The organism is Arthrobacter sp. HMSC08H08 (assembly GCF_001807575.1).
Classification (GTDB): Bacteria; Actinomycetota; Actinomycetes; order Actinomycetales; family Micrococcaceae; genus Pseudoglutamicibacter; species Pseudoglutamicibacter albus.
In genome coordinates, this window is the sequence record NZ_KV789409.1 from 12,849 (window position 1) to 35,904 (window position 23,056).

Genomic DNA, 23,056 nt, shown 5'->3' on the forward strand with positions numbered 1-23,056 from the left:
CGTGCTTGCTTTGCTGGGCAACACGTAGGGTGGATGCATGAGCGATCAAGCATCAACACCGCCACCTTCGCCGGAACCCAGGGAGAGTTCTTCCAACGAACTCGCCGACGTGCGTAGCCGCAACGTCGAGTTATCGCGCAGGGCAGAGGACCTGAGCCGACAAAACGCGCGGCTAGTAGATGCGTTGCGCCGCTCACGCGAAGCAATCGACGGTTTACGAGCTTCGCTGGAGCGGGACGGGGACTTCCCGCTGACTCACGCGGTAGTGCTGGCTCGCCACGAAGCGATCACGGACCGCACGCGTACAATCCCAGGGGCAGCAGCTGCCGGGGTGGACATCCTGCACGCCGGAAGAACCGTGCGCACCAGCATTTCACCCCTGCTGGAAGATGAGTATGTAGTTCCTGGTGCGGATGTTCTAGTCAACGAGTCCCTCATAGTCGTGGCTGTTCTTGGGCGGCGAGAAACCGGGACTGTCATGACCGTGGCCGATACTCTGGGCGCGGATAAGATTGTCGTTTCAACCCGCACAGGCGAACGGCTCGTAGTCCGCGCGGCTACCGAGCTGGCCCGCCGCGGAGTCCGGGCCGGTGAGCTCGTGGTCGTTGACCCGAAGACGGACATGGCCCTCTCCACGGTCACGGTGGACTCAGGCACGTCAGGCCTGCAATTGGCCGAGGTTCCACAAACGACCTACCAGATGATCGGCGGACTGGATCAGCAGATCACCCAGGTTCGCGATGCGATCGAGCTGCCGTTCATTCACCGCGAGAAATTCGCGGCCTACGGGCTTGAAGCCCCACGCGGGGTTTTGCTCTACGGGCCTCCGGGGACAGGCAAGACGATGATCGCCCAAGCGGTCGCCCATGCCTTGAGCGAACAAACCGGATCATCCGCTTACTTCCTCAATGTCAAAGGCCCCGAACTGCTCGACAAGTTCGTAGGTGAAACCGAACGCCACATCCGGTTGATTTTCGACCAAGCCCGCGATCAAGCGGCAGCCGGCCACCCCGTCGTGGTGTTCTTTGACGAGATGGACGCGCTCTTCCGCACCCGCGGCACCGGCGTGTCCTCAGACGTTGAAACCACGATCGTCCCGCAGTTGCTCGCGGAGATCGATGGGGTAGAGAAGCTATCGAATGTGCTCGTGATCGGCGCGACCAACCGCGCCGACATGCTTGACCCAGCGGTGTTGCGGCCTGGACGCCTGGACGTCAAAGTGCGTATCGAGAGGCCCGACCGCGCCGCGACACTCGATATTTTGCAGCGCTACCTGAACGAAGACACACCAATCGCACGGACTGAGCTCACCCAACACGTCGATGCAGCGGCGGCGGCAGCGCATCTGTGTGAGGTGGTGGCACACGAAATCTTCGATGCTGACGCTCCATTGTTCGAATGTCTCGATACCGACGGCCAACCCCACTACATCGGCCGAGCCCAGCTGATCTCCGGCGCAGTTGTCAAAGCAATCGTTGACCGCGCAAAGCGTGCCGCCATCAAACGCGAGATCAACGGCGGAGAGACCGGCCTCGACGCGGGCCCGCTGCGTTCAGCGGTCCAAGACGAGTTCACGCACTCCGGCCACATGCCAACGCAAGGCTCACCGGACGAATGGGCCCGCATCCTGGGGCTGAACACACCAACCCGAACCCGCATCGTGAGCGTGCGCCGCCTAGAGAACGGTGAAGAAAACGGCGAAGAAACGGAACCGGCAGGGGATCAGTGAGGAACCAAAAAGCAGAGACCACACGCGTGAGTACGATCCAACAACACGTCCCGGTTGGTTTAGTAGCCGCCGGACTAGTAGGGCGGGCACCCGGCGAACGGATTATGGGCACCGAGACCGAATACGGGGTCATCGCCCCCGGTTCCGGGCTGACACCAACACAGCTCTCCGCGGCGGTAGTGACCGCGATGGGGGAGGCACTCGAACAGCTCGGCTCAGCAAGCGCTGCCGCCCCGTGGGATTACCTGTATGAGCGGCCGCTTGATGACGCCCGCGGCTTTTCGATGAGGCGCGCAGACGCCCACGAATCCCAGCTGACCCATGAAGGGACCTCAGTTGCCGCAGGGGCTACGGCTAAGGGTGGTGCGGGCAGGATTCTGATGAACTCGGTTTTGGGTAACGGTGCCCGCTTCTATGTTGATCACGCTCACCCCGAATATTCCTCCCCGGAGACCACGAACTCCTACGATGCCGCGGTGTGGGATCAGGCAGGTGACCGCCTGGCGGGCGCGGCGGCGCGGATCGCTAGCGGGCGCATCGGGCACGAGATTCTTCTGCACAAGAACAATGTGGACGGTAAGGGTGCCTCGTATGGAACGCACGAGAATTATCTGACCCCGCGTGCGTTACCGTTCGATGCCCTCGTGTCAGGCCTGCTGCCGTTCTTCGCTACTCGGCATATCGTCTGCGGCTCCGGCCGGGTTGGGTTGGGGCAGTTCGGTGAGAAACCGGGTTTTCAGGTCTCCCAGCGTGCCGACTATTTTGAGCAGCGCGTAGGGTTGGAAACCACTCTGCGGCGCCCACTGGTGAACACGCGGGATGAGCCGCATGCTCAACATAGTCGTTTTCGCCGCTTGCACGTGATTGTGGGGGATGCGAATTGTTGGGGTGTTTCCGCTCGCCTCCGTATGGGTGCAACCAACTGGGTTTTGCGTCTCATCGAAGCAGGCCGATGCCCGCGCGTTGAGATTGTTGATCCGGTGGCCGCGGTGAAAATTTTCTCCCACGACCCTGCATTGCACGTTCAGGTGCCAACGATTGATGGCCAGCGAGTGAGTGCGCTTGATATCCAGGAGAGCTATCTCGAAGCGGCAGAAGCCTACGCCGCAAGCGACGCCGAGGCTACCGGAGCGGAGCGCGAGGTGTTGCCACTATGGCGGCGGGTGATCGATGCGTTGCGTGCTAACGACACTGTCGCTGACCGGTTAGTTGAATGGCGCGGCAAATACGCGCTACTGCGGGCCTACGCCGCTCGTGGCGGGCTCGACATTGAGGATCCGGACGCCTGGGAAGCAGACCAGCTCAAACTCATCGACCTGCAATGGTCTGACATGAGGGAAGGTAAAGGCCTAGCGTGGGCACTTGAGTGCGCCGGCAAAGCAGAAACCGTGCTTACGGAAGCCGATATCGTTACGGCAATGACCACACCACCTGCCAACACACGCGCGTGGGCCCGTGGCCAGGCCGTGACAACATTCGGCAGCCAACTGAACGCCGCATCGTGGGAGAGCCTGACCTTCGAAACCAACGGCCCCATCGAACGCATCGACATGCCCGTGCCGTGGGCGGGCACCTGCGAGGAAGTCAGCGCCACATCCCCGAACGAATTCCGCTTGAGCGAATTCTGTTCATCCATCAACGCATCAATGAACGCACACACGGCGAGCGCGAGCGACCCGCACGCCCTCTAACAGGCGGGTTTGTAGCATGGAGGCACACAGCAACCGGCATGCAAAGACCACCGGGAACTGAAACGGCATAGGGAAGTAGGGAGTAGAACATGGCCCAGGAACGCATCAACCAACAGAGCGAATCACCCGCGGAACAGAGCAACGAAACCGCGGACACCCCGCAGATCAACACGCAGGGTCAGGACGCAGGCGTGGATTCGATCCTCGATGAGATCGACGGATTATTGGAAAGCAACGCTTCCGAGTTCGTTTCCGGCTACGTGCAAAAGGGCGGGCAGTGAGCCAGCCGTACCCTGCCGCGAACCGGATTGTGGGCTTGGAAACCGAATACGGTCTTGCCTACAGCGCTCGTAGCGGGCGTGCCCCTGAGGTCGATGAGGTTGCCAAGCATTTATTTCAGCCGGTGATCGAATGGGGACGAGCGACCTCGGTGTTCCTACCGAACGGTTCGCGGCTCTATCTGGATGTCGGGTCCCACCCCGAGGTTGCTACCGCCGAATGCTCGATGCTGGGCGAGGTGCTCGAACAGGACCGTGCAGGGGCGCGGACCCTGGAACAGCTTGCACAGATAGCCGAGGACTCCTGGGAGGATTCACCCCATCCAGGGACCGTGCACCTGTTGCGTAATAACGTGGACTCCGCCGGTAACGCTTTCGGCTGCCACGAGAACTATATGATCCCGCGTAAGCTGGCTGCTGCCCGGCTGGCCCATACGCTCATCCCTTTTTTGGTAACACGCCCGTTGCTATGCGGCTCAGGCCATATCCGTTTGTTCGATGACAAACCCCGCTATGTGCTCTCTCCGCGCGCCCGGCACATGTGGGAGGCCGTTTCCTCAGGTTCGACCCGTTCCCGCCCGATGATCAACACCCGCGATGAACCACATGCGGATGCGGCTAAGCACCGGCGTCTGCACGTGATTGTGGGCGACACCAATGTGTCTGAGGCTTCCACCTTATTGAAGGTCGCTTCGACGTGGCTTGTTTTGGATTGGCTCGAGGCCGGTGGCGGGTCTGATCTTGGTGAGATAGCGCATCCGGTGGATGCGCTACGTGCCGTGTCTGATGACGCGGACGGGCACACGCTTGTGAACTTCGACAACGGCCGCCGGCTCAGCGCTGTAGATGTTCAGGAGTATTTCTATGAACAAGCCGCAGCTCACGCTCAACGAAGTGGGGCTGTGGAGCGTGACCCGCTGATGGCCACCGCACTGACGTTGTGGCGCCGAACCTTGGATGCGTGGCAGGCCGAAGACCTCAGCACTGTTGCCACAACTTTAGATTTTGAGGCTAAACGCAGACTCCTAGAACGCAATGCTGCCCGCCGCGGAGTGGACTGGAGCCATGCCTCCATGCGCCGCCTCGAACTCGCTTATCATGAGCTGGCCCAACCGGGTAGTTCCTCGTTGCAAGAAAAACTGGAAGCCGCTGGTCTCTTGGAGCGGATAACAGCACCCGATGCGGTTGAACACGCACGTACCAATCCACCGCGCACCACACGGGCATTCTCACGCGGTGCATTGATCGCTGCAGCTAAGACGTGCGGGGCGGGGTATAAAGCTGATTGGATGAGCTTCCGGCTCACAGATACTGCCGAAACGAAAGTGCTCATGCCAGACCCGCTTGAGGCGACATCGCAGGCAGCGGCGGAGCTGATCGGTGCACTTCCTCTGAACCGGGAATCGCTTGGCTCCGGCGAACACGTGCGTGGCGTAGAGAACACCGCCACCGACATCGACACAGTTTTCGCTTCACTTCCCGCGCGAAACATGGTCCCAGGTGGACTGTAGAGTTAACCCACGAATATCCACCCTCGTCTCTGCTCATACTGCGAAGGAAGGTTTTCAGTGCGCAAACTAGCGACTGCAACCCTAGTCGGCACCCTGGCCCTGTCTTTGGCCGCATGCTCGGGCTCCAAAGATGAACCCGCTAGCTCGGCGTCCGGAGATAGTCAACTTCAAACAACAGAACAAGACACGGACAAGGGAAACACTGGCGCACCTGCTGACTTGGACTCCGTGAAGATCACCCATGAGGGCAAAGACAAAGTCGCAGCGGACTTCAAGAACCCGCTCAAGGGCGAAAAAGCCACAGCCAAGCTCGTCAACAAGGGTGATGGCGCCAAGCTTAAGGACGGTCAGAGCGTCCAGTTGCGTCTGGCGACCTTCGATGCAGAAACGGGCAAGGAACTGCAGCCGGGTAGCTTCAAGCAGCCGCAAGCGCTCACACTCGACAAGGACGCACTCGTTGGTGTTGAAGGGCTCTACGACGGTCTCAAAGAAGCGACCGTAGGCTCCGACATCGCTTACTTCATCACCTCGCCTAGCGTTGACAGCCCGCAGTTGTGGGTCATCCATGTTGAGGATGCGAAAGACCCGTCAGTGAAGTGGAAGAAGTCTTCGGAAAAGGGCGATAAGCCAAGCTTAGACAAGGGTAAGAAAGACACCTACACGGTAACCATCCCTGAATCTGACGCACCTAAGAAACTCCAGGTCGACGTCATCGACGAAGGCACCAAGGGGCCTAAGGCCACCAAGGAATCCATGCTGACGGTGCGCTACTCCGGCGCTAAATGGTCCGATGCCAAACAGTTCGACGGTAACTTCGACGCACCTGAACCAAGCACGTTCGGGCTCAACCAGGTTATTCAAGGCTGGACGGAAGGCCTCGAAGGCCTCAAGGCCGGCACCACGGTATTGCTCACGATCCCGGGGGATAAAGCCTACGGCGAGGAATCCCCAGGGGACACCGGCAACCCACCAAAGGGCACGCTCGTGTTCCTCGTGACCATCGAGAAGGTTGAAACCCAGCGGGACGCAACCGACAACGACTAACCAGTCAAAACATCGACCTCACAGCCTAAACACCGACCTCCAAGACGCAGGAGAAAAGCAGTATGTCTTTTGGACAGCGGAACTTTGATATCGACCGCGAGAAACCAGAAATCGACTTCCCAGGTAGCGAGGTACCAACCGAGCTGAAAATCATCGATGAGATCGAAGGCACCGGCTCGGAAGTCGCACGCGGCTCGCACGTGACAACCCACTACGTCGGCGTTGCTTTCTCCACTGGAGAAGAGTTCGACGCGTCCTGGAACCGTGGCCAGCCACTCGAATTCACCGCAGGCATCGGTCAGGTTATTCAGGGTTGGGACGAAGGCCTGCTCGGCATGAAGGTTGGCGGGCGCCGCCGACTCGAAATCCCAGCCAACCTCGCATACGGCGAACACGGAGCACCTCCCGCGATCGGCCCTAACGAAGCCCTCATCTTCGTGGTTGATCTTCTGGCAGTGCGCTAGAAAAGGCGTGTTAGAAGCCCGGAGAGAATCTAGCGCACGAAGCTAAGAAGCAACAGTGAGCAGAAGCAACGTTAAGCCCGTGAGCCCTGCGGCGAAAGCCGTGGGGCTCATGCGCGTGCTTACCTCGACTCGCATAGGACTCACTGCAGCCATGCTCCGGGAACGTATCCCTGAGTATCGCGGCCTCAGCGACGCCGCTTTTGAACGTGCATTTGAACGCGATAAGAGCCGTCTGCGCGCGCTCGGGCTTGAACTCACTGTGGAAAGGCTCGAAGCTGACGGCTTAGGGGAGGTGCGCTACCGCATCGACCTGCCCGCGCACAGGCTACCTGAGCTTCATTTGAGCGAGACTGAACGGCTTGTGACCTCTCTTGCCGCGGCCGCTGTTGGGGGTAGCAGTTGGGGATCCCACGCGCGTCGAGCATCCGCTCGGCTCGTTGGTGGTGCATCCGATCGCCTCAGTGGTAGGGAAACCTCGGGGCTCGGAGCACGTGTCGAGCTGAGCAACCCGCCAGAGGCCGCTGAAGCGTTGATCCTGGCAGCCTTATGCGAATATCCGGTCGCGTTCGATTACCGTGCGGCCAACGGTGAACTGACCTCACGCAGAATCATGCCGTGGGGTGTGGGGCAGAAAGCGGGCCGTTGGTACATGTTCGGTGGGGACATCGAACGCGGGGGCGAACGGATGTTCAGGCTCGACCGCGTCCAAGGGCATGTCGCGCAAGCCAACGCACGCAAAACCGAAATGGTCCACGAGATCTATGGGCGCCCGGATAAGTTTTCGATGCGTCAAGAGCTCGGCAGGTTGAGCGAGCGTGAGCCTCGCCATACGGTGCTGATCGCTGTTGCTGAAGGTACGGGAGCTGAGATGAAGGCTCGCGGCCGCAGCGTGGCTCACGGTGGTGGGGTAGAGGTCATCGAGATCCAGGGCGTCTATCCCGATGTGGTGCGGGAATGCGCGGCTATCGGGGCTGCCGTGGTCGATGCGGAAGCTGACATCGGTGTCCCGGAACTTGATGTGACAGAAACCGATCAGCCCGAACGCGCAGCGCTCGAGGATGTTGAAGCGTTGGTCGAGGCAGCCATTGCCGCGAATGCTGACCCAACAGGCGCTGATGCCGCGGCTCCGAGAGTGCGTATATCAGCAGGCGGAAGGCCTTCAACAGATCACGTCCTGGCTGATGTTGTGAGCTTGGTTGCTGTGATCCAGGGCGAAGGGATCACCGGCCTGGAAGACCTGGCGCATCGCTTCGGTGTGAGCGTCAGCGAAATCCAGCGACGGGTTGCAACCCTTGAGTTAGGTGCGCAGCTGACCGAAGACGCAGCGGGATCTCAAGAGAACTTTGCGTTGAGCATCGAGAACGGAAACGTTCAACTCACCGGAGGTGATGCGTTGAGGTACCCGCTCAACGTGTCATTGCAAGAAGCCACTGCATTACTTTTGGGCTGTCAACTGTTGGTTTCGATCCCAGGCATTGCCCCCACTGTCCATGCAGCGGCGCAGACTGTGATGCACAAACTGATGCAAGCACGCGAACAGCTCGGCGCCTTCGATAAGGTCGTCGCCATCGAGGCAGGAGAACCCGGCCACGAAACGGCAGGTTTTGCCCAGAAACTAGGCCAAGTGATCGCAGACCGGCGAACCGTTGAGCTCGAATATGCGGGCCTTGACGCCACCACGGAACGCAGCATCGATCCGCTCACTCTGATCAGGGTTGATGACAAGCTCTATGTGCGGGCGTGGTGCCATCTTCGAAGCGACGAGCGTACCTTCCTGTTGGAGCGCATCGTGCATATGAACATCACTGAGCGCGAAGCGACCCACACTCCGGTACACCCGTACGGCGTTCAAGCGCGCGGTACCCAAGAGCAGGGCGAAGGGATCGACGCCCTGGTCGCGTTCGGACCGAATGCAGAGTGGATGGCGCCCGCGTTCCGTCCCAGTGCAACCAAGCGCACCGAGCATGAACTCATCGGCCGCATCGAGGTGATCAGTGCTGAACGGGTCGCGCGTTCGGTCGCTGCAGCAGGCGGGGACATGCGCATCATCGCGCCGACCCAATTGCGGCACGACGTCAGCTTAGCGCTCGAGGGGTTACTCGATCGCTCACGGAAGTGCCGTACAGTGGGCACTGAACTGATTCGTGGCGTGACGGGATGCGCGCATTGAAGCAGATCCCGGCACACGATCCAAACCCCAACCATCAGGAGCAGAAGTGAATTGGTTCATGTGGACCTTGTTATGGCTCGCACTTTCCCTGGGGCTGATCGCGATGCTCGCCTGGGGCGCCCTGCACTTATGGCGTAAAGTGCGTGCTTCGCTCGTTGATGTGTCTCAAGCAAGTGAGAAGATCGCCGATGCGTTACAGACTGACGCTGAACCGGTCGCCTCGCTGAGCGCGGAAGGCCGCCACGGAACGCCCGTCGGCTGGGACGCCACCTTTGCTGACCCCGCCGTGGTGCGCGCGGCTCGAGCCAACCAACGCGATCATCGCGTTGAAGCGCGCCGGAAGCGCCGCATCGACATGCTGTGGGCCACAGGACGGCCACGCCGTTGGGAAGACATCCACGACGTCGATGAGGACACCGCAGTCCGCTAACGCCAACGATGCCGGCTATGCCCAGGCACAACGGCGAAACCTCAAGCCACACTCCGCCAAGCCTGAGTGCCGACGTCTCGGAACCAGGGCGTCTCGCAATCACGGAGGTCTCGCAACCGCCGCCGTTGCTCACCTGCCTGGGTAGACCCCTGCACTAGAATAAGAGAAGTTAGATGACAACCCATGTTTGGCGGGTTGTCTCACCGAACGCTTGAAGGAGTAGCAACTATGCATCCGCCGTCACCCATGGCCTGGGCGATCATCATCGTCGTCATTCTTGTGCTGTTCGCGCTGCCCAAGTTGCCGACCATCGCACGCAGCCTGGGTGAATCGACCCGCATCTTCAAATCCGAGATGCGGCAGATGAAGAAGGACGAAGAAGCTGCCAAGGCTTCCGAGAAGGAAGGCAAGGCGGAATCCAGCTCGGCTGAGAACCAGCCCAAAGAGCCTCTTGAAGGCCGCATCGTAGACACCCCGCAGGCTCGGGAAGAGAACAAGTAAACCTTCAGTGGTGTCGAGCACTCGGCGGAAGAACACCGGCGGGCACATGCCCTTAAAGCGGCACTTTAAAGAGTTCCGCAACCGGCTCATTGTTTGCGTTATCACGCTACTGGTCACGTCCATCGTTGGCTTTTTCCTGTATAAGCCAGTCATGGCGTTCATGATCGAGCTCGTTTCCGATCTTGGTGGAACCATCAACTTCGGTTCGGCGATCGCCCCGCTCGATGTCATGATCAGGGTCGCCCTGTGGATCGGTATGGTCTTGGCGGCACCGATGTTCATCTGGCAGATCTGGGCGTTCATCGTCCCTGGCCTGTTACGGAAGGAAAAGCGCCTCACGGTTTCCTTCATGGCGGCGGCGATCCCGCTGTTTCTGATGGGTGTGGCGCTCGGCATCTATGTGATCCCGCATGCGCTCCGGTTCTTCCTCTCGCTAACCCCTGACCAGGCGGACAACATCATCCCGGTCATGGACTTCTTGCCGTTCGTGACCCGCCTGACTCTCGCGTTCGGGATTGCGATGGTTCTGCCGGTCGGGATGGTTGGGCTCAACTTGGTGGGGATTTTGCCTGCTAAGTCGATTCTGAAGCATTGGCGGATCACGGTGTTTCTGATCACCGTGTTCTCAGCTGTGGCCGCACCCGGTGGTGACGCGTTGAGCATGTTCTTCATCGCCGGTCCCATGCTGGTGCTGTTCATCGCGGCCACACTGTTCTGTTGGATCCTGGACCGGCGGCGGGCCAAACGCGAGGTCAAGAACCGCGAAGCGGCACCAACCGAGGTCGAGGCCGCTCGGGCTGTATCGGCGCCCAAAGGAAGTGATGAGCTTTAGACGACACCGCGGAAACCCGCCCACCGCGTCAACCGACCCCAGCAGGAGTCAAGAAAGCATCGAGGACAAGACGTGTCATCTGAAGTAGAGGGACTCAGCCCCGCCGAGCGCTTCCAAGCAGCAGCAGCCAGGCAACGCCGTAACCGGAACGAGGTCGGCCGGTTCACGTCGCAATTCTCGTTCGATTTGGATGAGTTCCAGCTCACGGCTTGTGACGCGCTTGAAGCCGGGCGCGATATCCTGGTTGCCGCTCCGACAGGCGCCGGTAAGACCATCGTAGGTGAGTTCGCGGTGCACTTGGCGCTGGCCCGCGGCACTAAGGCGTTCTATACGACCCCGATCAAGGCGTTGTCGAACCAGAAGTTCTCTGACTTCGCCCACACGTATGGCGCCCATAACGTCGGGTTGCTGACGGGGGACACGAGCATCAACTCTGAGGCCCCGGTAGTTGTGATGACCACCGAGGTTCTCAGGAACATGCTGTATGCGGGCTCCACAACCCTCGAGGGACTTGAATATGTGGTCATGGACGAGGTCCACTACCTGGCGGATAAAGACCGGGGCGCGGTGTGGGAAGAGGTTATTCTGCATTTGCCGCAACGGGTCCAGGTGGTTTCGCTTTCGGCTACGGTTTCCAACGCTGAAGAGTTCGGCGGGTGGCTGAACTCAGTGCGCGGGGCCACCGATGTGGTGGTGACCGAGCACAGGCCAGTCCCGCTCAGTCAGCATGTTCTGGTGGGCAAGCAGCTGGTGGATCTGTTCGCTGAAGATGTTTCCTTCGAGGAGACCGCCGGTGTTGACCAACTGGTGAATCCGCACCTGCTGCGGCTTGCTCAGCAGCAAAACTCCCGTGGCGGTTTGAGGGATTGGCGCGCGCCACGAGGTAGCCGTTCACATGGTCGAAATGAGCGCGAGCGGCGTGGCCGCAACCGTCGTGGCGGGCGTGGCCGTCAAGGCGGGCGCGCTAAGCGTTCTAAAGAGTTCAAGGAAGATGCGCAGCGTTATAGCCGTGGGGAAAGCTACTCGGCGCACCGTGCTGAGGGGAGCGCTCATGCTCGCATTGGGCATGAACAGCATGAAGAACATCACCTCGTTCCGGCAAAGGCCCAACGGCCTGACGTGGTGATGACGCTGAAGAAAGCGCACCTGTTGCCAGCGATCGTGTTCATTTTCTCGCGGAAGCAATGCGATCTCGCTGTCCAGCAGTGCATCAACGCGGGTCTGAGGCTTACGGACCAACACGAACAGAGGATCATCCGTGCCGAGCTGGATGAAGTAGCGCAGAATCTGCCTGCCGAAGACCTCGATGTGCTCGGCTATTGGCAGCTACGTGAGGGCTTGCTGCGAGGCATTGCCGCGCATCACGCCGGCATGGTTCCAGTGTTTAAGGAAGCCGTGGAGCGCCTGTTCGTGCGCGGGGTGGTTAAGGTCGTTTACGCGACGGAAACCCTTGCTCTGGGTATCAACATGCCCGCACGTTCAGTGGTGTTGGAGAAGCTCGATAAGTTCAACGGCGAAACACATGTCCCGATCACCCCGGGGGAATACACCCAGCTCACCGGACGGGCCGGGCGCCGCGGAATCGATGTTGAAGGGCACGCGGTAGTGACGTGGCATCGAGGGATGGAGCCGGGCGAGGTTGCCGGGCTTGCCTCGAAGCGCACGTATCCGCTGAATTCAAGTTTCCGCCCAACCTACAACATGAGCCTCAACCTGGTTCGCCGGTTGGGGGCTCCGAAAGCGCGTGAAGTCCTTGAACGGTCTTTCGCTCAATACCAGGCCGATGCTTCTGTTGTGGGGCTTGCCCGCCAGCTGGATTCGCGTGAAGAATCCCTCGATGGCTACGCGGAAGCCATGCAGTGTCACTTGGGTGATTTCAAGGAATACGCGCAACTTCGTGCCGAGCTTTCTGCCGCGGAGAAAGCGGCTTCCTCGGGACGTAACCGTGCCCGCAAGAGCGCTATCGAGATGTCGCTGGAATCGCTAGTTCGCGGCGACATCGTTGAGGTGGGTGGCCGGCGCGGGCTTGGCGTTGTTGTGGTGACCCAACCCAGCCCGTCCTTGCGCGACCCGCGTCCGTTCGTGGTCACGATGGAAGGGGCGAGCCGCCGCCTGAGCGTCAATGACCTCGACGCTCCGGTTGAGGTTGTGGCGCGGGTCAAGGTTCCTAAGTCTTTTAAGGGAGCTTCCCCTACGGAGCGCATCGAGTTGGCTCGCCGGGCACGTAACGCAGCGGCCAACAGGTCGCCCAAGCACCGCCCGCGGACTGTGGGCTTCACGTTCCCGGGTCAGCAGGATGCGAACGAACGCATCGAAGAACTGCGTGCCAAGCTCAAAGACCACCCGTGCCACCAGTGCCCTGACCGTGAACAGCATGCGCGTTGGGCCGAGCGCTATCAGCGCCTCAAAAGAGAAACAGACCGCCTCCACGGAGAGATTCAGGCACGCACCAACTCGATCGCGCGAACCTTCGACCGTGTTCTGCACGTCTTGGAGGAGGTCGGCTACGTCAAGGGACGCGGCCAAGATGCGCGGGTCACTGACGCGGGCACTGTGATGCTGCGGATGTACGGCGAGCGCGATCTGTTGACGTGCCTGGTAGCTAATACGGGGTTGTTCTCTGGTCTTTCCCCTGCGGCGATGGCCGCGGCTGCGACGATGTTCGTGTTCATGCCTAAACGGGATGCGGATGTGGTTCCGCACGTGTGGCCTACCGGTGTTCGCCCGATCTGGGATGAAGCCGTGAGCATCGCTGAGGAGCTTTCTCGCTTGGAGAAGAAGCACCACATCGAGCCGACGCCCGCCCCGGATTGTTCGCTTGTTCAGCCGATGCACAGTTGGGCGACGGGCGAGGACCTTGCTGATGCGCTTTTTGCGTCCCCGATTGAGGCCGGCGATTTTGTACGTTGGGCTAAGCAGACCATCGACTTTTTAGGTCAGGTTGCTAGCAACGAGGCGATTGCCCCGGATGTGTGTGCGAGTGCGGCGGCTGCGGCGGATCTGATCTCGCGAGGCATCGTGGAGGTCTCCTCGGTGGTCGAGGAAGCGTTAGAAGAAAAGGAGACGCATGACTAAGCCGGTCATGTATGTGGGCGCTGCGATTTATGCGCCGGAGGATCCGTTCGCCACTGCAATGTTGGTTGAGGACGGAACGATCGCGTGGATGGGTACCCACGCTGCTGCGAAGACGATCATCTCTGATGCCATGACGGTCGTTGATGTTGAAGGCGCACTCATCGCGCCGGCTTTCGTGGACTCTCACGCTCATATCACTGAGACCGGCAGGCATCTTTCGACTCTGCAGCTGGATCATGTGCGCTCCAAGACTGAGTTTCTGGATGAATTGTCCCGCTACGCGGCCGGCTTGGGCGAGAAACAGCGTGTTTTGGCGTCCGGTTGGGATGAGACGCTGTGGGATGAGGCGGCTTGTGAAGGTGACGCTGGAGTAGCGGACGGGGCAGCTTTGCCGACCGTAGCGGAACTGGACCGTGCGGTGGGGTCCCGCCCGGCCTATATTCTGCGTCGAGACTTGCACACGGCTCTGGCCTCGAGTGCGGCACTCACCGCGGCTGGCCTGGACGTTCCATCGGGTGAGCTTGATGGTGCGTGGATGAGTGAACAAGAGCATCATGCGTTGCGAGACTGGGCGCTCACAGCTAGCGATGATGAACTGCGTGATTGGCAACGGAGAGCTTTGAGCAGTTTCGCTCAGACGGGGCATGCGCTGGTGACGGAGATGGCGGCACCGCACGTTTCGGGCGGGCGTGACCTCGAGGTTCTTCTGGCAACGTGCGAACAAGAGGCTCGGGCTTTCCCTTCGGTGGATGCGTTCTGGGCGCAGCTTGTCGAGACTGAAGAGCAGGCGCGCGAGCTCGTGGCGTCTTTCAGCTCCAACAGCCGTTACAGGCGTTTAGCTGGCATCGGCGGGGATTTGTCGATGGATGGTTCGATTGGCGCCTATACCGCGGCGCTTCGCCAGGATTATGCGGACGCGCCGGGGGAGAAGGGGCAGTTGCTGCTAACCCCTCGGCAGGTAGCGGCGCACGTGATCGCGTGCGTTACCGCGGGCGTCTCGACAGGCTTCCACGCGATCGGCGATGCGGCGCTGGACGCGCTCCTGGAAGGGTATCGGCTCGCCGCTGATGTGGTGGGTGCCCGTGCGATCCGGCAGCAACGGCACCGCATCGAACATGCTGAAATGCTGGATGCTGCACACATTGAGACGATGCTGGACTACGGCCTCACCGCGAGTGTTCAGCCGCGCTTCGATGAGTTGTGGGGTCATACAGGCGACATGTATGAGGCCCGCCTAGGCGTCGAGCGGGCTGGCGGTATGAACCCGTTCGGCTCGCTCTCTGCGGCAGGGGTTCCGCTCGTGTTCGGCTCGGATGCCCCGGTGACCCAGGCTCATCCGTGGAAGGCGATTCGTGCGGCGATGCATCACCACGATGCGCAACAGACTCTGCCTGCACGCGCGGGATTCCTCGCTCATACGCGCGCCGGCTACCGCGCCTTGAATAGTCCTGACCCTACGGCGGGCGTCTTGCGTTGGGGAGCTTCAGCCACGTTTGCGATCTGGGAACCGAGCGAGCTCGTGGTCGGTTCTGCTGATCAGTCGCGAACCAGTTTCTCAACGGATGCGCGGGCACGGACCCCGATGCTTCCGGACCTTGACGGTGAGAAGCTGCCGGAGTGCTGGGCGACGCTGCGGCATGGCGAAATTCTATGGGACGCTCAAGGTTTGCACCCATAATGGTGTGGGCCGTTGCGCAGTCAGTGCTGTGCAACGGCCGCCTAAGCGTGGATGAGGATCGTGAAAGGTTAGACTAAACACTGTGCGTGTATTGACTATCATCCCTACATACAACGAGATTGAGACGCTCGAAAGCATCGTTAAGCGTGTTCGTGCCGCGGTTCCACACGTGGACGTTTTGATCGCCGATGACAACTCGCCTGACGGTACCGGCAAGCTCGCTGACGAGATCGCCGAGCACGATGAGCAGGTTTTCGTTCTGCACCGTCCGGGTAAGCAGGGCTTGGGTGCCGCATACCTCGCTGGTTTCGGGTGGGGTAAAGAGCGCGGCTATGACGTCTTGGTGGAGATGGACGCTGACGGCTCGCATCAGCCAGAGCAGTTGCCTCGCTTGCTGCGTGCGATCGAACGCGGCGCGGATGCCGCGATTGGTTCCCGTTGGGTTCCTGGGGGCGAGGTCAAGAACTGGCCGGCGTCCCGCAAGCTGCTTTCGAAGGCCGGATCGTTCGTCTCCCGCTTCTTCTTGGGCCTGAACTTGAAAGACATCACGGCTGGCTTGCGCGCATATAGGGTGGAGATTCTCACGGATGAGCTGCTCGGCTCGATTGAGTCTGTCGGCTACGGTTTCCAGATCGACATGACCTTCCAGATAGCACTGGCTGGACACAAGATCGTTGAGGTTCCCGTGACCTTCATCGACCGTGAGCTGGGCGAATCGAAGATGAGCGGCAACATCATCGTCGAAGCGTTGCTCAACGTTGTTCGATGGGGCCTGAAGGCTCGAGCGAAAAAGCTCGTTAGCTTGTTCAAGGGCTAAGCGTCAATCTGCTGAGCAGCCCAACATACACGTTGAGGGGCTGCACCGAGAACATCGGTGCAGCCCCTCAACGTGTACGTACTCGGCCTTCTAGCGTTCAGCCGGCCGGGTGAGCCCTATTTCTTCGGCTTCTCTCCGCGGGCCTCACGCAACTGGTTCAAGCGGTCTTTGAGGATAACTTCGAGTTCGTCGAAAGAGCGACGCTCCAGCAGCATGTCCCAGTGGGTTCGAACCGGTTTTTCCTTGGTTGGTTCCTCTTCGCCACCGTCAATCCGCTTAGCCTTCTTGCCGGTCTTGGTGTACCAAACGGTCGGGACGTCGGCTTCGATGGCGAAAACGACATCCATGCGTTCGCCGTCTTCAGTCTCGTAGGTTACGGTCTGACGAGCTGCAGGCTCGACACCTGCCTCAGACTCCATCGACTGAGATCCAAGACGCATACCGCGTAGGCTGCGATCGCTCACACGTTCTCCTCAGTGTTTGCTTGTCGTTGTTTAATTCCAATGAAAAATGATTCGCAGGGTGCAACAACGATGCCGGCGGAATTATTCCCGCACATCATGGTGCACCCTGCGAACCAGACAGGTTAGTTCTTCGCGTCCGTTCCAGCCGTGCCGCCGGCTTCGGAGGAATCGGAGGCGAAAGCGCTACCGAATGAAGCGCCAGGGCTGCCGAAGGCATTGCCGAGGCCCTTCATCGCATCAGTGACATCGGTCGGGATGAACCAGAGCTTATTCGATTCACCTTCGGCGATCTTTGGTAGCTGCTGCAGGTACTGGTACGCCAGCAGCTTAGGAGAGGCGTCAGCTGTGTGGACCGCTTCGAAGACGTTGCGGATCGCTTCAGCTTCACCTTGTGCACGCAAAACAGCGGCCTTCGCTTCACCCTCAGCCTTGAGGATCTGAGCCTGGCGTTCACCCTCAGCAGTCAGAATCTGGGACTGCTTGACGCCTTCTGCGGTGAGGATCGCGGCACGGCGGTCACGTTCAGCACGCATCTGCTTTTCCATCGAGTCCTGGATGGACATCGGCGGATCAATCGCCTTGAGCTCAACGCGGGATACGCGGATACCCCAGCGGCCGGTCGCCTCATCGAGAACACCGCGCAGCTGACCGTTGATGCGGTCACGCGAAGTCAGGGCTTCTTCAAGGTTCATGCCGCCGACCACGTTACGTAGCGTCGTGGTGGTCAGCTGCTCAACGGCGCGAATATAGTTCGCGATCTCGTAGGTGGCATCCTTCGCGTTAGTGACTTGGTAGTAGACAACGGTGTCAATGTTGACCACGAGGTTATCTTCGGTAATCACCGGCTGCGGCGGGAAGGTCTGAACCTGTTCACGCAAGTCGATGACCGGGCCGAGACGGTCGATGAACGGCACCACCAGGGTCAGGCCCGCTTTCGCGGTGCGGTGGTAACGGCCCAAACGTTCAACGATGCGTTCACGAGCCTGCGGGATGATGTGGATGGACTTGACTAAAACGATGAGCGCAATCACCACAACCACGAGCGCCACAACGAGCGCCGGGGAGAGGAACGGCTCCGAGGAGTCTACTGATGACATAGGTTAGCTTTCGTGTGTCCGGACAGGGGAGATGTAGGCGGTTGCACCCTGGATGCTGTCAATCGTGACGTATTCACCTGGTGCGATGCCTTGAGCAAGATTGGTGCGGGCGCTCCATTCGTCGCCTTCAACGCGGATGAGCCCGGTCTGCTTAGTGACTCGTTCGAGGACGAGGGCTTCACTGTTGATGAGCCGGGAAACGTTGGAGCGGGCGTCTGTGGTTCGTTTGCGCAACATCCGCATCGCGAAGGGCCGCAACGTTGTCATCAGGATCAAAGAAACCACACTGAACACGATGAGCTGCAACCAAAATTCAGCGTCGGCCAGCGATGTGAGGGTAGCGGCGAGGGCCCCACCTGCGAGCATCGCGAACCATAAATCGAGCGAGAGCATCTCGATTCCGAGCATGACGAGCATCACGATGAGCCAAAACGCCCAACCGTTTTCCATGATCCAATGCATCATGACCCTATCTTCGCATGAGTTAGGGAATTAGTGGATTTCACTGGTCTCATGGCTGCTGGTTCGCTGGGGACGCTCACTGTTTGAGCAGAATGATCAGTTTGAAAAGAATGTTCACTGTTTCTTGAAAGCGCTGATCATGACGTTGCATGTGACCTGCAAGGCTGAATGGGTCTGGGCCGTTTCGGGAACGTGCCCGTCCCATTCGCTTTCGACGCGCGCACGGATCTCATCGCGGCTGTGATGATGCCCGGCTGGACCCATGTGCGCTAGAGCCGATACCGCCTGAGGCTCTAGCAGCATCGTTTCTTTGAGGCTGTGTTCGCCCACAAGATGGAAACCGTGGCGAGCGGCATCAGCGAGCAGGTGTTCCTGTTTTCCTTCTTGGATCGCTAAGAGGCCTGCGAGATCGCGTATCTCAGCCAGATGCTCAGGTAGGGGAGTCACCACGATCAGCGCGCCGGATGGTTTGAGTGCTCGGTCGAATTCCTCCCAGTTGCGAGGAGCAAATACATTGAGGATTGCATCGGCTGAATGTGTGGGGATAGGCCAAGTGCGCCACACATCCCACACGAGGGCCAAAACATTGTCGATGTGCGCGGCACGCTGCGCTGCGGCGGGAGAAATGTCGAACCCGATGCCGCGTGCGCCAGCGCCCAGCCCGGCGATTGCGTGGGCGAGGTAATAGCCTGTGCCGCATCCGGCATCGAGCACAAGGGGAGCGGAGCAATGATCCGCTCTCTCTTTCGTATCGCTTGTGTGGTCAAGGCTGGTGTGCTTTGTTATGGCCTCCCGGATGGTGCGCGCGATCGGTTCGTAGTGCCCCGCTTCAAGGAACTGAATGCGTGAGGCCACCATGTCGCGGCTATCCGGTGTGAACGAGGTGCCGCGGCCGGTCAGTAGATTGATGTGTCCTTGGCGGGCGGCATCGAAGCGGTGGCCTGAAGCACACGATGCGGTAGCTGGCTTCCTATTGCCCTTGTACTCGATGGTCAATGGCGAGGGCTCGATGCCACATACAGGGCAGGTCAAGGTCCACGAAAATCCGTGTGAATCTTGAGGGGCGACCTCTTTTGTATCATGCATTGTTATGCTAGCGTTGTTGTCAGCAGGGGAGAGGTGCGGTGAAGGGCGACTCAAAACTGCAACGCCTCGCGGACTTCATGAGGTGTCGGCTCGGCCCACAGCCCCGCGTAGTTCTCATCGGTGCAGATGCTACGGATGTGGGCTTTGTCGATATAGATGATGCCGGCCAAGTGGTCGGTCTCATGCTGGAAGATGCGAGCCTGCCAACCTGAAAGATCGCGGATGTGTAGATTCCCGTCAAGGTCTTGCCATGTTGCGCGGATGTCAGCAGGGCGCTCGACTGCAGCCGTATAGCCTGGCATCGAAAGGCAACCCTCGTAATGCGTAGCCGTTCGATCACCGATCGGTTCATAGGACGGATTGAGTACGACCATGAGCTCGAGCTTTTCCCGTTCACGTGCCTCGGCGAAGCTAGCCGGTATTTCGTAGAGATCCTCGAGAACCGCCAAGCGAAGATTCACGCCGACCTGGGGTGCGGCAACGCCGACGCCCGGCGCGTCGTGCATTGTGGCGACCATGCGTTCAACGAGTTCGCGTAACTCAGGCGTATCAGATCCATCCCAGTCATCGCAGACCTGACGCAAGACAGGGTCGCCAACATGCACAAGCGGCAGAGGCTCTGAAGAAAACGGCGCGCGTTCTGGGGTGTCAGCTTGGGGCTCGTTGGAGTGGGTGCTGGAGTGATTGTTTGACTCAGAGGACATGTGTATCATTATCGCACTGGGAAATGGTTCACGATGGGCTGTATGGACTGGATGGACTGTATTGCGGCGTCGTCGCGGCACCTATATAAAAAGCGCCGATAATCTACATTATGTCAAGTAATGTTGTGGTGCCCACGCCCCACCGGGCTCTGCCCGGCATAGACTGATGTGTATGCAACGTTTCGTGTGGATCCTGTGGCTCATCGTCGATCTCGCCCTCATGCTTGTCTTCGCAACCACAGGGCGTAGCTCTCATAATGAAGAACTCAGCGCCGGCGGGATCTTCCAGGTCGCGTGGCCGTTCATGGTTGCGGTCCTGATCGCATTCGCAGTGACCCGCGGATGGCAAACCTACTGGAAGATCTGGCCGCACGGTTTCATCTATTGGGCGTTGGTCGTCGTGATTGGCGTTCTGCTACGGATCGTCGGCGGAGCCACTGCAGCACTGCCGTTCATTCTCGTGACAGCCGGTGTGCTGTTCCTGTTCTTGATTGGCCGCCGCATGATCAGCGGCCTCTTCATGCGCCACCGCGTCTGAACACCATAGGTGTGCCACTTCAGTGTTGATGTTTGTCTAAAAATGTATGGGCATATAGGTTGTGTGACTCCCCCGCGCGTACAGTGGTCTGCGAGTCCTATAGGTCCTGTCTAGGTTGCCCTGTCTAGATGCCCTGAATAAGTTGCCACGTATAAGGAGAGTCATGATTACCGCTTTTGTGATGATCGATGTTGAGGCCGAACGGATCCCGGAGACCGCCCAGGAGATTTCAGAGCTCGATGGAGTGGCTGAGGTGTACTCGGTTGCTGGCGGTGAATGGGACCTCATCGCTATCGTGCGTGTCATGAATCACGAAGACCTCGCTGAGGTTATCCCAAACCATCTCAATAAGGTCGAAGGTGTGGTCTCCACGACCACCAACATCGCGTTCCGAGCCTTCTCTCAACACGATCTTGAGGCAGCGTTCTCGCTGGGCCTCGAATAATAGATCCCTATATACGCGTGAGGCGTATCTAGCCGTTGGCCAGACTAGGTACGCCTCACGCGTTTAAGGATTTCCTCTTTATGCCTCTTGTGTCGCGGCAACCCAGGCTTCGAGAACCTTCTGAGCGGCACCCGAATCAATCGATTGCTCGGCTACTGCGTACTTCGCGGCAATTCGGTCCTTGAAAGAGCCTGAGGCTTCCTTGTCAAAGGCGACCAACGCAGCGGCTGCGTTGAGCAGGACCGCATCCCTGATAGGCCCCTTCTCCCCCGCCAAAACGTCGCGAACCACCTGTGCGTTGTGTTCGGCGTCAGCTCCGCGCAGATCATCCAAGGTAGCTCGTGGAACACCGATGTCTTGAGCATCGAATTCAAACGTTGCAACCTCGCAGTCACGGACCTCCCATACTTTGTTTGAAGTGGTGGTCGTGAACTCGTCAAGGCCATCCTCGCCACGGAAAACCAGGCCACGCTTGCCTCGCTTGGCAAGAACGCCAGCCATGATCGGAGCCATCGGGGCGATCGCGCAACCAATAACCGAAGCGCTCGGGTCAGACGGGTTTGTGAGAGGACCCATGAAGTTGAAAGCCGTAGGCACCCCTAGTTGTGCACGTGCTGGAGCCGCGAACCGCATCGAGGGGTGAAAAACTTGCGCGAAACAGAACGTGAGGCCAGCCTTTTCAAGAACCGGAAGCAAATGCTCAGGCTGAACATCCAGCCGAACGCCAAGCGCCCCGATCACGTCAGCTGAGCCCGACGAGCTGGACGCTGCACGGTTACCGTGCTTCACTACACGCGCGCCAGCACCCGCGCACACAAGCGAGGCCATCGTAGAAATGTTGACGGTGTTCTGGCGGTCACCGCCCGTACCTACGATGTCGAGGGTCTCCCCCTCCACGTTGAGCGGTCGGGCCGCGGCGACCATCGAATCCACAAGCCCAGTGAACTCATCGACAGTCTCCCCCTTGGTGCGCAACGCGATGAGGAAGCCGGCAACCTGCGCATCGGTTGCAGATCCCTGCATAATCTCACGCATCGCCCACGCTGCTTGACTTGTCGTGATGTCACGCCCCTCCATAAGAGGCGCGAGGATCTGGGGCCAGGTAAAAACTTCACTAGTCATCGTCACGTGGCCAGGTTACAAGGTCGAAGCGAAACAATCGGTGAACGTGACGCTAAGCACGTAACTCTTTTCCTCACACAGAACTCGGATTCTCTGAGACGGACACCGCCTTGCCTGGTTGTTTGTTTCGTAACCACGAGAACCCCGAGAGCAAGCGGTTAATAGGGGATGTACGACACCAGAGGCGGCGTGCCGTTGGGCAAAACGGGTCGAAATAGGGATAATGGGTCTGTGACCACTGCGACTTCATCACTCAGCAAGCAGGGGCAGGCCATTCCTCGCCGCCCCAACATGGTGGCCGTCGGAACCATCGTTTGGTTGTCGTCCGAACTGATGTTCTTCGCGGCTCTATTCGCCATGTATTTCTCCCTCAAGGCCACAAGGCCAGACGTCTGGGCAGCGGATACCCAGCATTTGGCCTTCCCTCTTGCCTTGATCAACTCGACGATCCTTGTGCTTTCGTCCTTCACCTGCCAGATCGGCGTGAACAAGGTCGAAGCGCACGGTAAGCCTGCGGTTCCGCGGCGTACCGGCGGCATCTTCGAGATCGGCAAGTGGGGGCTGGCGGAATGGTTCATCCTCTCGTTCCTGATGGGTGCCATCTTCGTTGCCGTCCAGGCCTTCGAATACACCGAATTGGTACAGGCAGGCGTGACGTTCTCGTCCTCGGCCTTCGGTTCCGCATTCTTCATCACCACAGGCTTCCACGGCCTGCATGTGATCGGCGGTCTGATTGCCTTCCTGATCGTCATTGGACGTACCTACATGGCACGCAACTTCGGTGCCCATGAAGCGTCCTCTGCCATGGTCGTCTCCTACTACTGGCACTTCGTCGACGTAGTGTGGGTGGCCCTGTTCATCATCATTTACATCCTGAAGTAGTCAACGGCTCCCACCGTCATCACTTCATTGCCCATA

22 protein-coding genes are annotated in these 23,056 nt (G+C 59.4%); 16 read left to right on the forward strand and 6 right to left on the reverse strand.

The window, feature by feature from the left end:
* The first annotated feature begins 37 nt into the window (after positions 1 to 37).
* The 13 genes from arc to HMPREF3175_RS08940 all read left to right on the forward strand — a co-directional run bounded on the left by arc (position 38) and on the right by HMPREF3175_RS08940 (position 16,220).
* Entirely contained in the window at positions 38 to 1,729 is a 1,692-nt protein-coding gene (gene arc / locus HMPREF3175_RS08880) for a proteasome ATPase (RefSeq protein ID WP_070492082.1), read from the forward strand.
* A gap of 26 nt (positions 1,730 to 1,755) precedes the next feature.
* Complete coding sequence (dop, locus tag HMPREF3175_RS08885; RefSeq protein WP_141742518.1) at positions 1,756 to 3,420, forward strand: depupylase/deamidase Dop; 1,665 nt, start codon at positions 1,756 to 1,758, stop codon at positions 3,418 to 3,420.
* Positions 3,421 to 3,509: 89 nt separating this feature from the next.
* Complete coding sequence (locus tag HMPREF3175_RS08890) at positions 3,510 to 3,701, forward strand: ubiquitin-like protein Pup (RefSeq protein WP_035755288.1); 192 nt, start codon at positions 3,510 to 3,512, stop codon at positions 3,699 to 3,701.
* Positions 3,698 to 5,209 carry a proteasome accessory factor PafA2 family protein gene (locus HMPREF3175_RS08895; RefSeq protein WP_070492087.1) on the forward strand — a complete coding sequence of 504 codons (1,512 nt, stop codon included), beginning with the start codon at positions 3,698 to 3,700 and terminating at the stop codon, positions 5,207 to 5,209. Before HMPREF3175_RS08890 ends, HMPREF3175_RS08895 begins: the two co-directional genes overlap by 4 nt.
* Before the next feature lie 228 nt (positions 5,210 to 5,437).
* Complete coding sequence (locus HMPREF3175_RS08900; protein ID WP_141739764.1) at positions 5,438 to 6,253, forward strand: FKBP-type peptidyl-prolyl cis-trans isomerase; 816 nt, start codon at positions 5,438 to 5,440, stop codon at positions 6,251 to 6,253.
* Positions 6,254 to 6,315: 62 nt separating this feature from the next.
* Positions 6,316 to 6,717, forward strand: coding sequence for an FKBP-type peptidyl-prolyl cis-trans isomerase (locus HMPREF3175_RS08905; protein WP_035755282.1), 402 nt, complete (start codon positions 6,316 to 6,318; stop codon positions 6,715 to 6,717).
* A gap of 55 nt (positions 6,718 to 6,772) precedes the next feature.
* On the forward strand, positions 6,773 to 8,887 hold the full coding sequence (locus HMPREF3175_RS08910; RefSeq protein WP_141742519.1) for a helix-turn-helix transcriptional regulator: 2,115 nt from the start codon (positions 6,773 to 6,775) through the stop codon (positions 8,885 to 8,887).
* Between the two features lie 46 nt (positions 8,888 to 8,933).
* Positions 8,934 to 9,317: a hypothetical protein gene (locus HMPREF3175_RS08915; RefSeq protein WP_070492092.1), complete on the forward strand. Its 384-nt coding sequence runs from the start codon at positions 8,934 to 8,936 to the stop codon at positions 9,315 to 9,317.
* Between the two features lie 228 nt (positions 9,318 to 9,545).
* A complete protein-coding gene (gene tatA / locus HMPREF3175_RS08920) occupies positions 9,546 to 9,818 on the forward strand; it encodes a Sec-independent protein translocase subunit TatA (protein ID WP_070492095.1) in 273 nt (90 codons plus the stop codon).
* Between the two features lie 10 nt (positions 9,819 to 9,828).
* Positions 9,829 to 10,650: a twin-arginine translocase subunit TatC gene (gene tatC / locus HMPREF3175_RS08925; RefSeq protein ID WP_141742520.1), complete on the forward strand. Its 822-nt coding sequence runs from the start codon at positions 9,829 to 9,831 to the stop codon at positions 10,648 to 10,650.
* 72 nt (positions 10,651 to 10,722) lie between these two features.
* Positions 10,723 to 13,725 (forward strand): DEAD/DEAH box helicase, encoded by a 3,003-nt coding sequence (locus HMPREF3175_RS08930; protein WP_070492100.1) that lies wholly within the window; start codon positions 10,723 to 10,725, stop codon positions 13,723 to 13,725.
* The gene (locus tag HMPREF3175_RS08935; protein WP_070492102.1) at positions 13,718 to 15,403 is read left to right on the forward strand and encodes an amidohydrolase; all 1,686 of its coding nucleotides are present in this window, start codon (positions 13,718 to 13,720) and stop codon (positions 15,401 to 15,403) included. Before HMPREF3175_RS08930 ends, HMPREF3175_RS08935 begins: the two co-directional genes overlap by 8 nt.
* Positions 15,404 to 15,485: 82 nt before the next feature.
* Positions 15,486 to 16,220, forward strand: a complete 735-nt coding sequence (locus HMPREF3175_RS08940) for a polyprenol monophosphomannose synthase (protein WP_070492105.1) — start codon at positions 15,486 to 15,488, stop codon at positions 16,218 to 16,220.
* Positions 16,221 to 16,336: 116 nt separating this feature from the next.
* Here HMPREF3175_RS08940 and HMPREF3175_RS08945 read toward each other — a convergent pair whose 3' ends face one another.
* The 5 genes from HMPREF3175_RS08945 to HMPREF3175_RS08965 form a co-directional block, all read right to left on the reverse strand.
* The gene (locus tag HMPREF3175_RS08945; RefSeq protein WP_070492108.1) at positions 16,337 to 16,684 is read right to left on the reverse strand and encodes an RNA polymerase-binding protein RbpA; all 348 of its coding nucleotides are present in this window, start codon (positions 16,682 to 16,684) and stop codon (positions 16,337 to 16,339) included.
* A gap of 122 nt (positions 16,685 to 16,806) precedes the next feature.
* Complete coding sequence (locus HMPREF3175_RS08950) at positions 16,807 to 17,781, reverse strand: SPFH domain-containing protein (protein ID WP_070492111.1); 975 nt, start codon at positions 17,779 to 17,781, stop codon at positions 16,807 to 16,809.
* Between the two features lie 3 nt (positions 17,782 to 17,784).
* The gene (locus HMPREF3175_RS08955) at positions 17,785 to 18,246 is read right to left on the reverse strand and encodes an NfeD family protein (RefSeq protein ID WP_035755257.1); all 462 of its coding nucleotides are present in this window, start codon (positions 18,244 to 18,246) and stop codon (positions 17,785 to 17,787) included.
* Positions 18,247 to 18,357: 111 nt separating this feature from the next.
* Complete coding sequence (locus HMPREF3175_RS08960) at positions 18,358 to 19,329, reverse strand: methyltransferase domain-containing protein (RefSeq protein ID WP_070492114.1); 972 nt, start codon at positions 19,327 to 19,329, stop codon at positions 18,358 to 18,360.
* A gap of 50 nt (positions 19,330 to 19,379) precedes the next feature.
* Entirely contained in the window at positions 19,380 to 20,033 is a 654-nt protein-coding gene (locus HMPREF3175_RS08965; RefSeq protein WP_070492116.1) for a peptide deformylase, read from the reverse strand.
* A 172-nt stretch (positions 20,034 to 20,205) separates the two neighbouring features.
* Between HMPREF3175_RS08965 and HMPREF3175_RS08970 the strand changes: the two genes are divergently transcribed.
* Positions 20,206 to 20,571, forward strand: a complete 366-nt coding sequence (locus HMPREF3175_RS08970) for a DUF3054 domain-containing protein (RefSeq protein WP_052048320.1) — start codon at positions 20,206 to 20,208, stop codon at positions 20,569 to 20,571.
* A 163-nt stretch (positions 20,572 to 20,734) separates the two neighbouring features.
* On the forward strand, positions 20,735 to 21,016 hold the full coding sequence (locus HMPREF3175_RS08975; RefSeq protein ID WP_070492119.1) for an Lrp/AsnC family transcriptional regulator: 282 nt from the start codon (positions 20,735 to 20,737) through the stop codon (positions 21,014 to 21,016).
* Between the two features lie 78 nt (positions 21,017 to 21,094).
* On the opposite strand, the gene trpD is transcribed toward HMPREF3175_RS08975, so the two are convergent.
* On the reverse strand, positions 21,095 to 22,138 hold the full coding sequence (gene trpD, locus HMPREF3175_RS08980; protein WP_070492122.1) for an anthranilate phosphoribosyltransferase: 1,044 nt from the start codon (positions 22,136 to 22,138) through the stop codon (positions 21,095 to 21,097).
* A gap of 231 nt (positions 22,139 to 22,369) precedes the next feature.
* On the opposite strand from trpD, the gene HMPREF3175_RS08985 reads away from it, so the two are divergent.
* Positions 22,370 to 23,020, forward strand: coding sequence for an aa3-type cytochrome oxidase subunit III (locus HMPREF3175_RS08985; RefSeq protein ID WP_035755248.1), 651 nt, complete (start codon positions 22,370 to 22,372; stop codon positions 23,018 to 23,020).
* Positions 23,021 to 23,056: the final 36 nt, after the last annotated feature.

Excerpts from the sequence above, each read along its gene's own strand:
- trpD (WP_070492122.1), bottom strand. The coding sequence starts at position 22,138 with ATGACTAGTGAAGTTTTTACCTGGCCCCAGATCCTCGCGCCTCTTATG.
- HMPREF3175_RS08955 (WP_035755257.1), bottom strand. The coding sequence starts at position 18,246 with ATGATGCATTGGATCATGGAAAACGGTTGGGCGTTTTGGCTCATCGTG.
- HMPREF3175_RS08965 (WP_070492116.1), bottom strand. The coding sequence starts at position 20,033 with ATGTCCTCTGAGTCAAACAATCACTCCAGCACCCACTCCAACGAGCCC.
- HMPREF3175_RS08975 (WP_070492119.1), top strand. The coding sequence starts at position 20,735 with ATGATTACCGCTTTTGTGATGATCGATGTTGAGGCCGAACGGATCCCG.
- tatA (WP_070492095.1), top strand. The coding sequence starts at position 9,546 with ATGCATCCGCCGTCACCCATGGCCTGGGCGATCATCATCGTCGTCATT.
- HMPREF3175_RS08905 (WP_035755282.1), top strand. The coding sequence starts at position 6,316 with ATGTCTTTTGGACAGCGGAACTTTGATATCGACCGCGAGAAACCAGAA.
- HMPREF3175_RS08960 (WP_070492114.1), bottom strand. The coding sequence starts at position 19,329 with ATGCATGATACAAAAGAGGTCGCCCCTCAAGATTCACACGGATTTTCG.
- HMPREF3175_RS08935 (WP_070492102.1), top strand. The coding sequence starts at position 13,718 with ATGACTAAGCCGGTCATGTATGTGGGCGCTGCGATTTATGCGCCGGAG.
- HMPREF3175_RS08950 (WP_070492111.1), bottom strand. The coding sequence starts at position 17,781 with ATGTCATCAGTAGACTCCTCGGAGCCGTTCCTCTCCCCGGCGCTCGTT.
- arc (WP_070492082.1), top strand. The coding sequence starts at position 38 with ATGAGCGATCAAGCATCAACACCGCCACCTTCGCCGGAACCCAGGGAG.
- HMPREF3175_RS08970 (WP_052048320.1), top strand. The coding sequence starts at position 20,206 with ATGCAACGTTTCGTGTGGATCCTGTGGCTCATCGTCGATCTCGCCCTC.
- HMPREF3175_RS08890 (WP_035755288.1), top strand. The coding sequence starts at position 3,510 with ATGGCCCAGGAACGCATCAACCAACAGAGCGAATCACCCGCGGAACAG.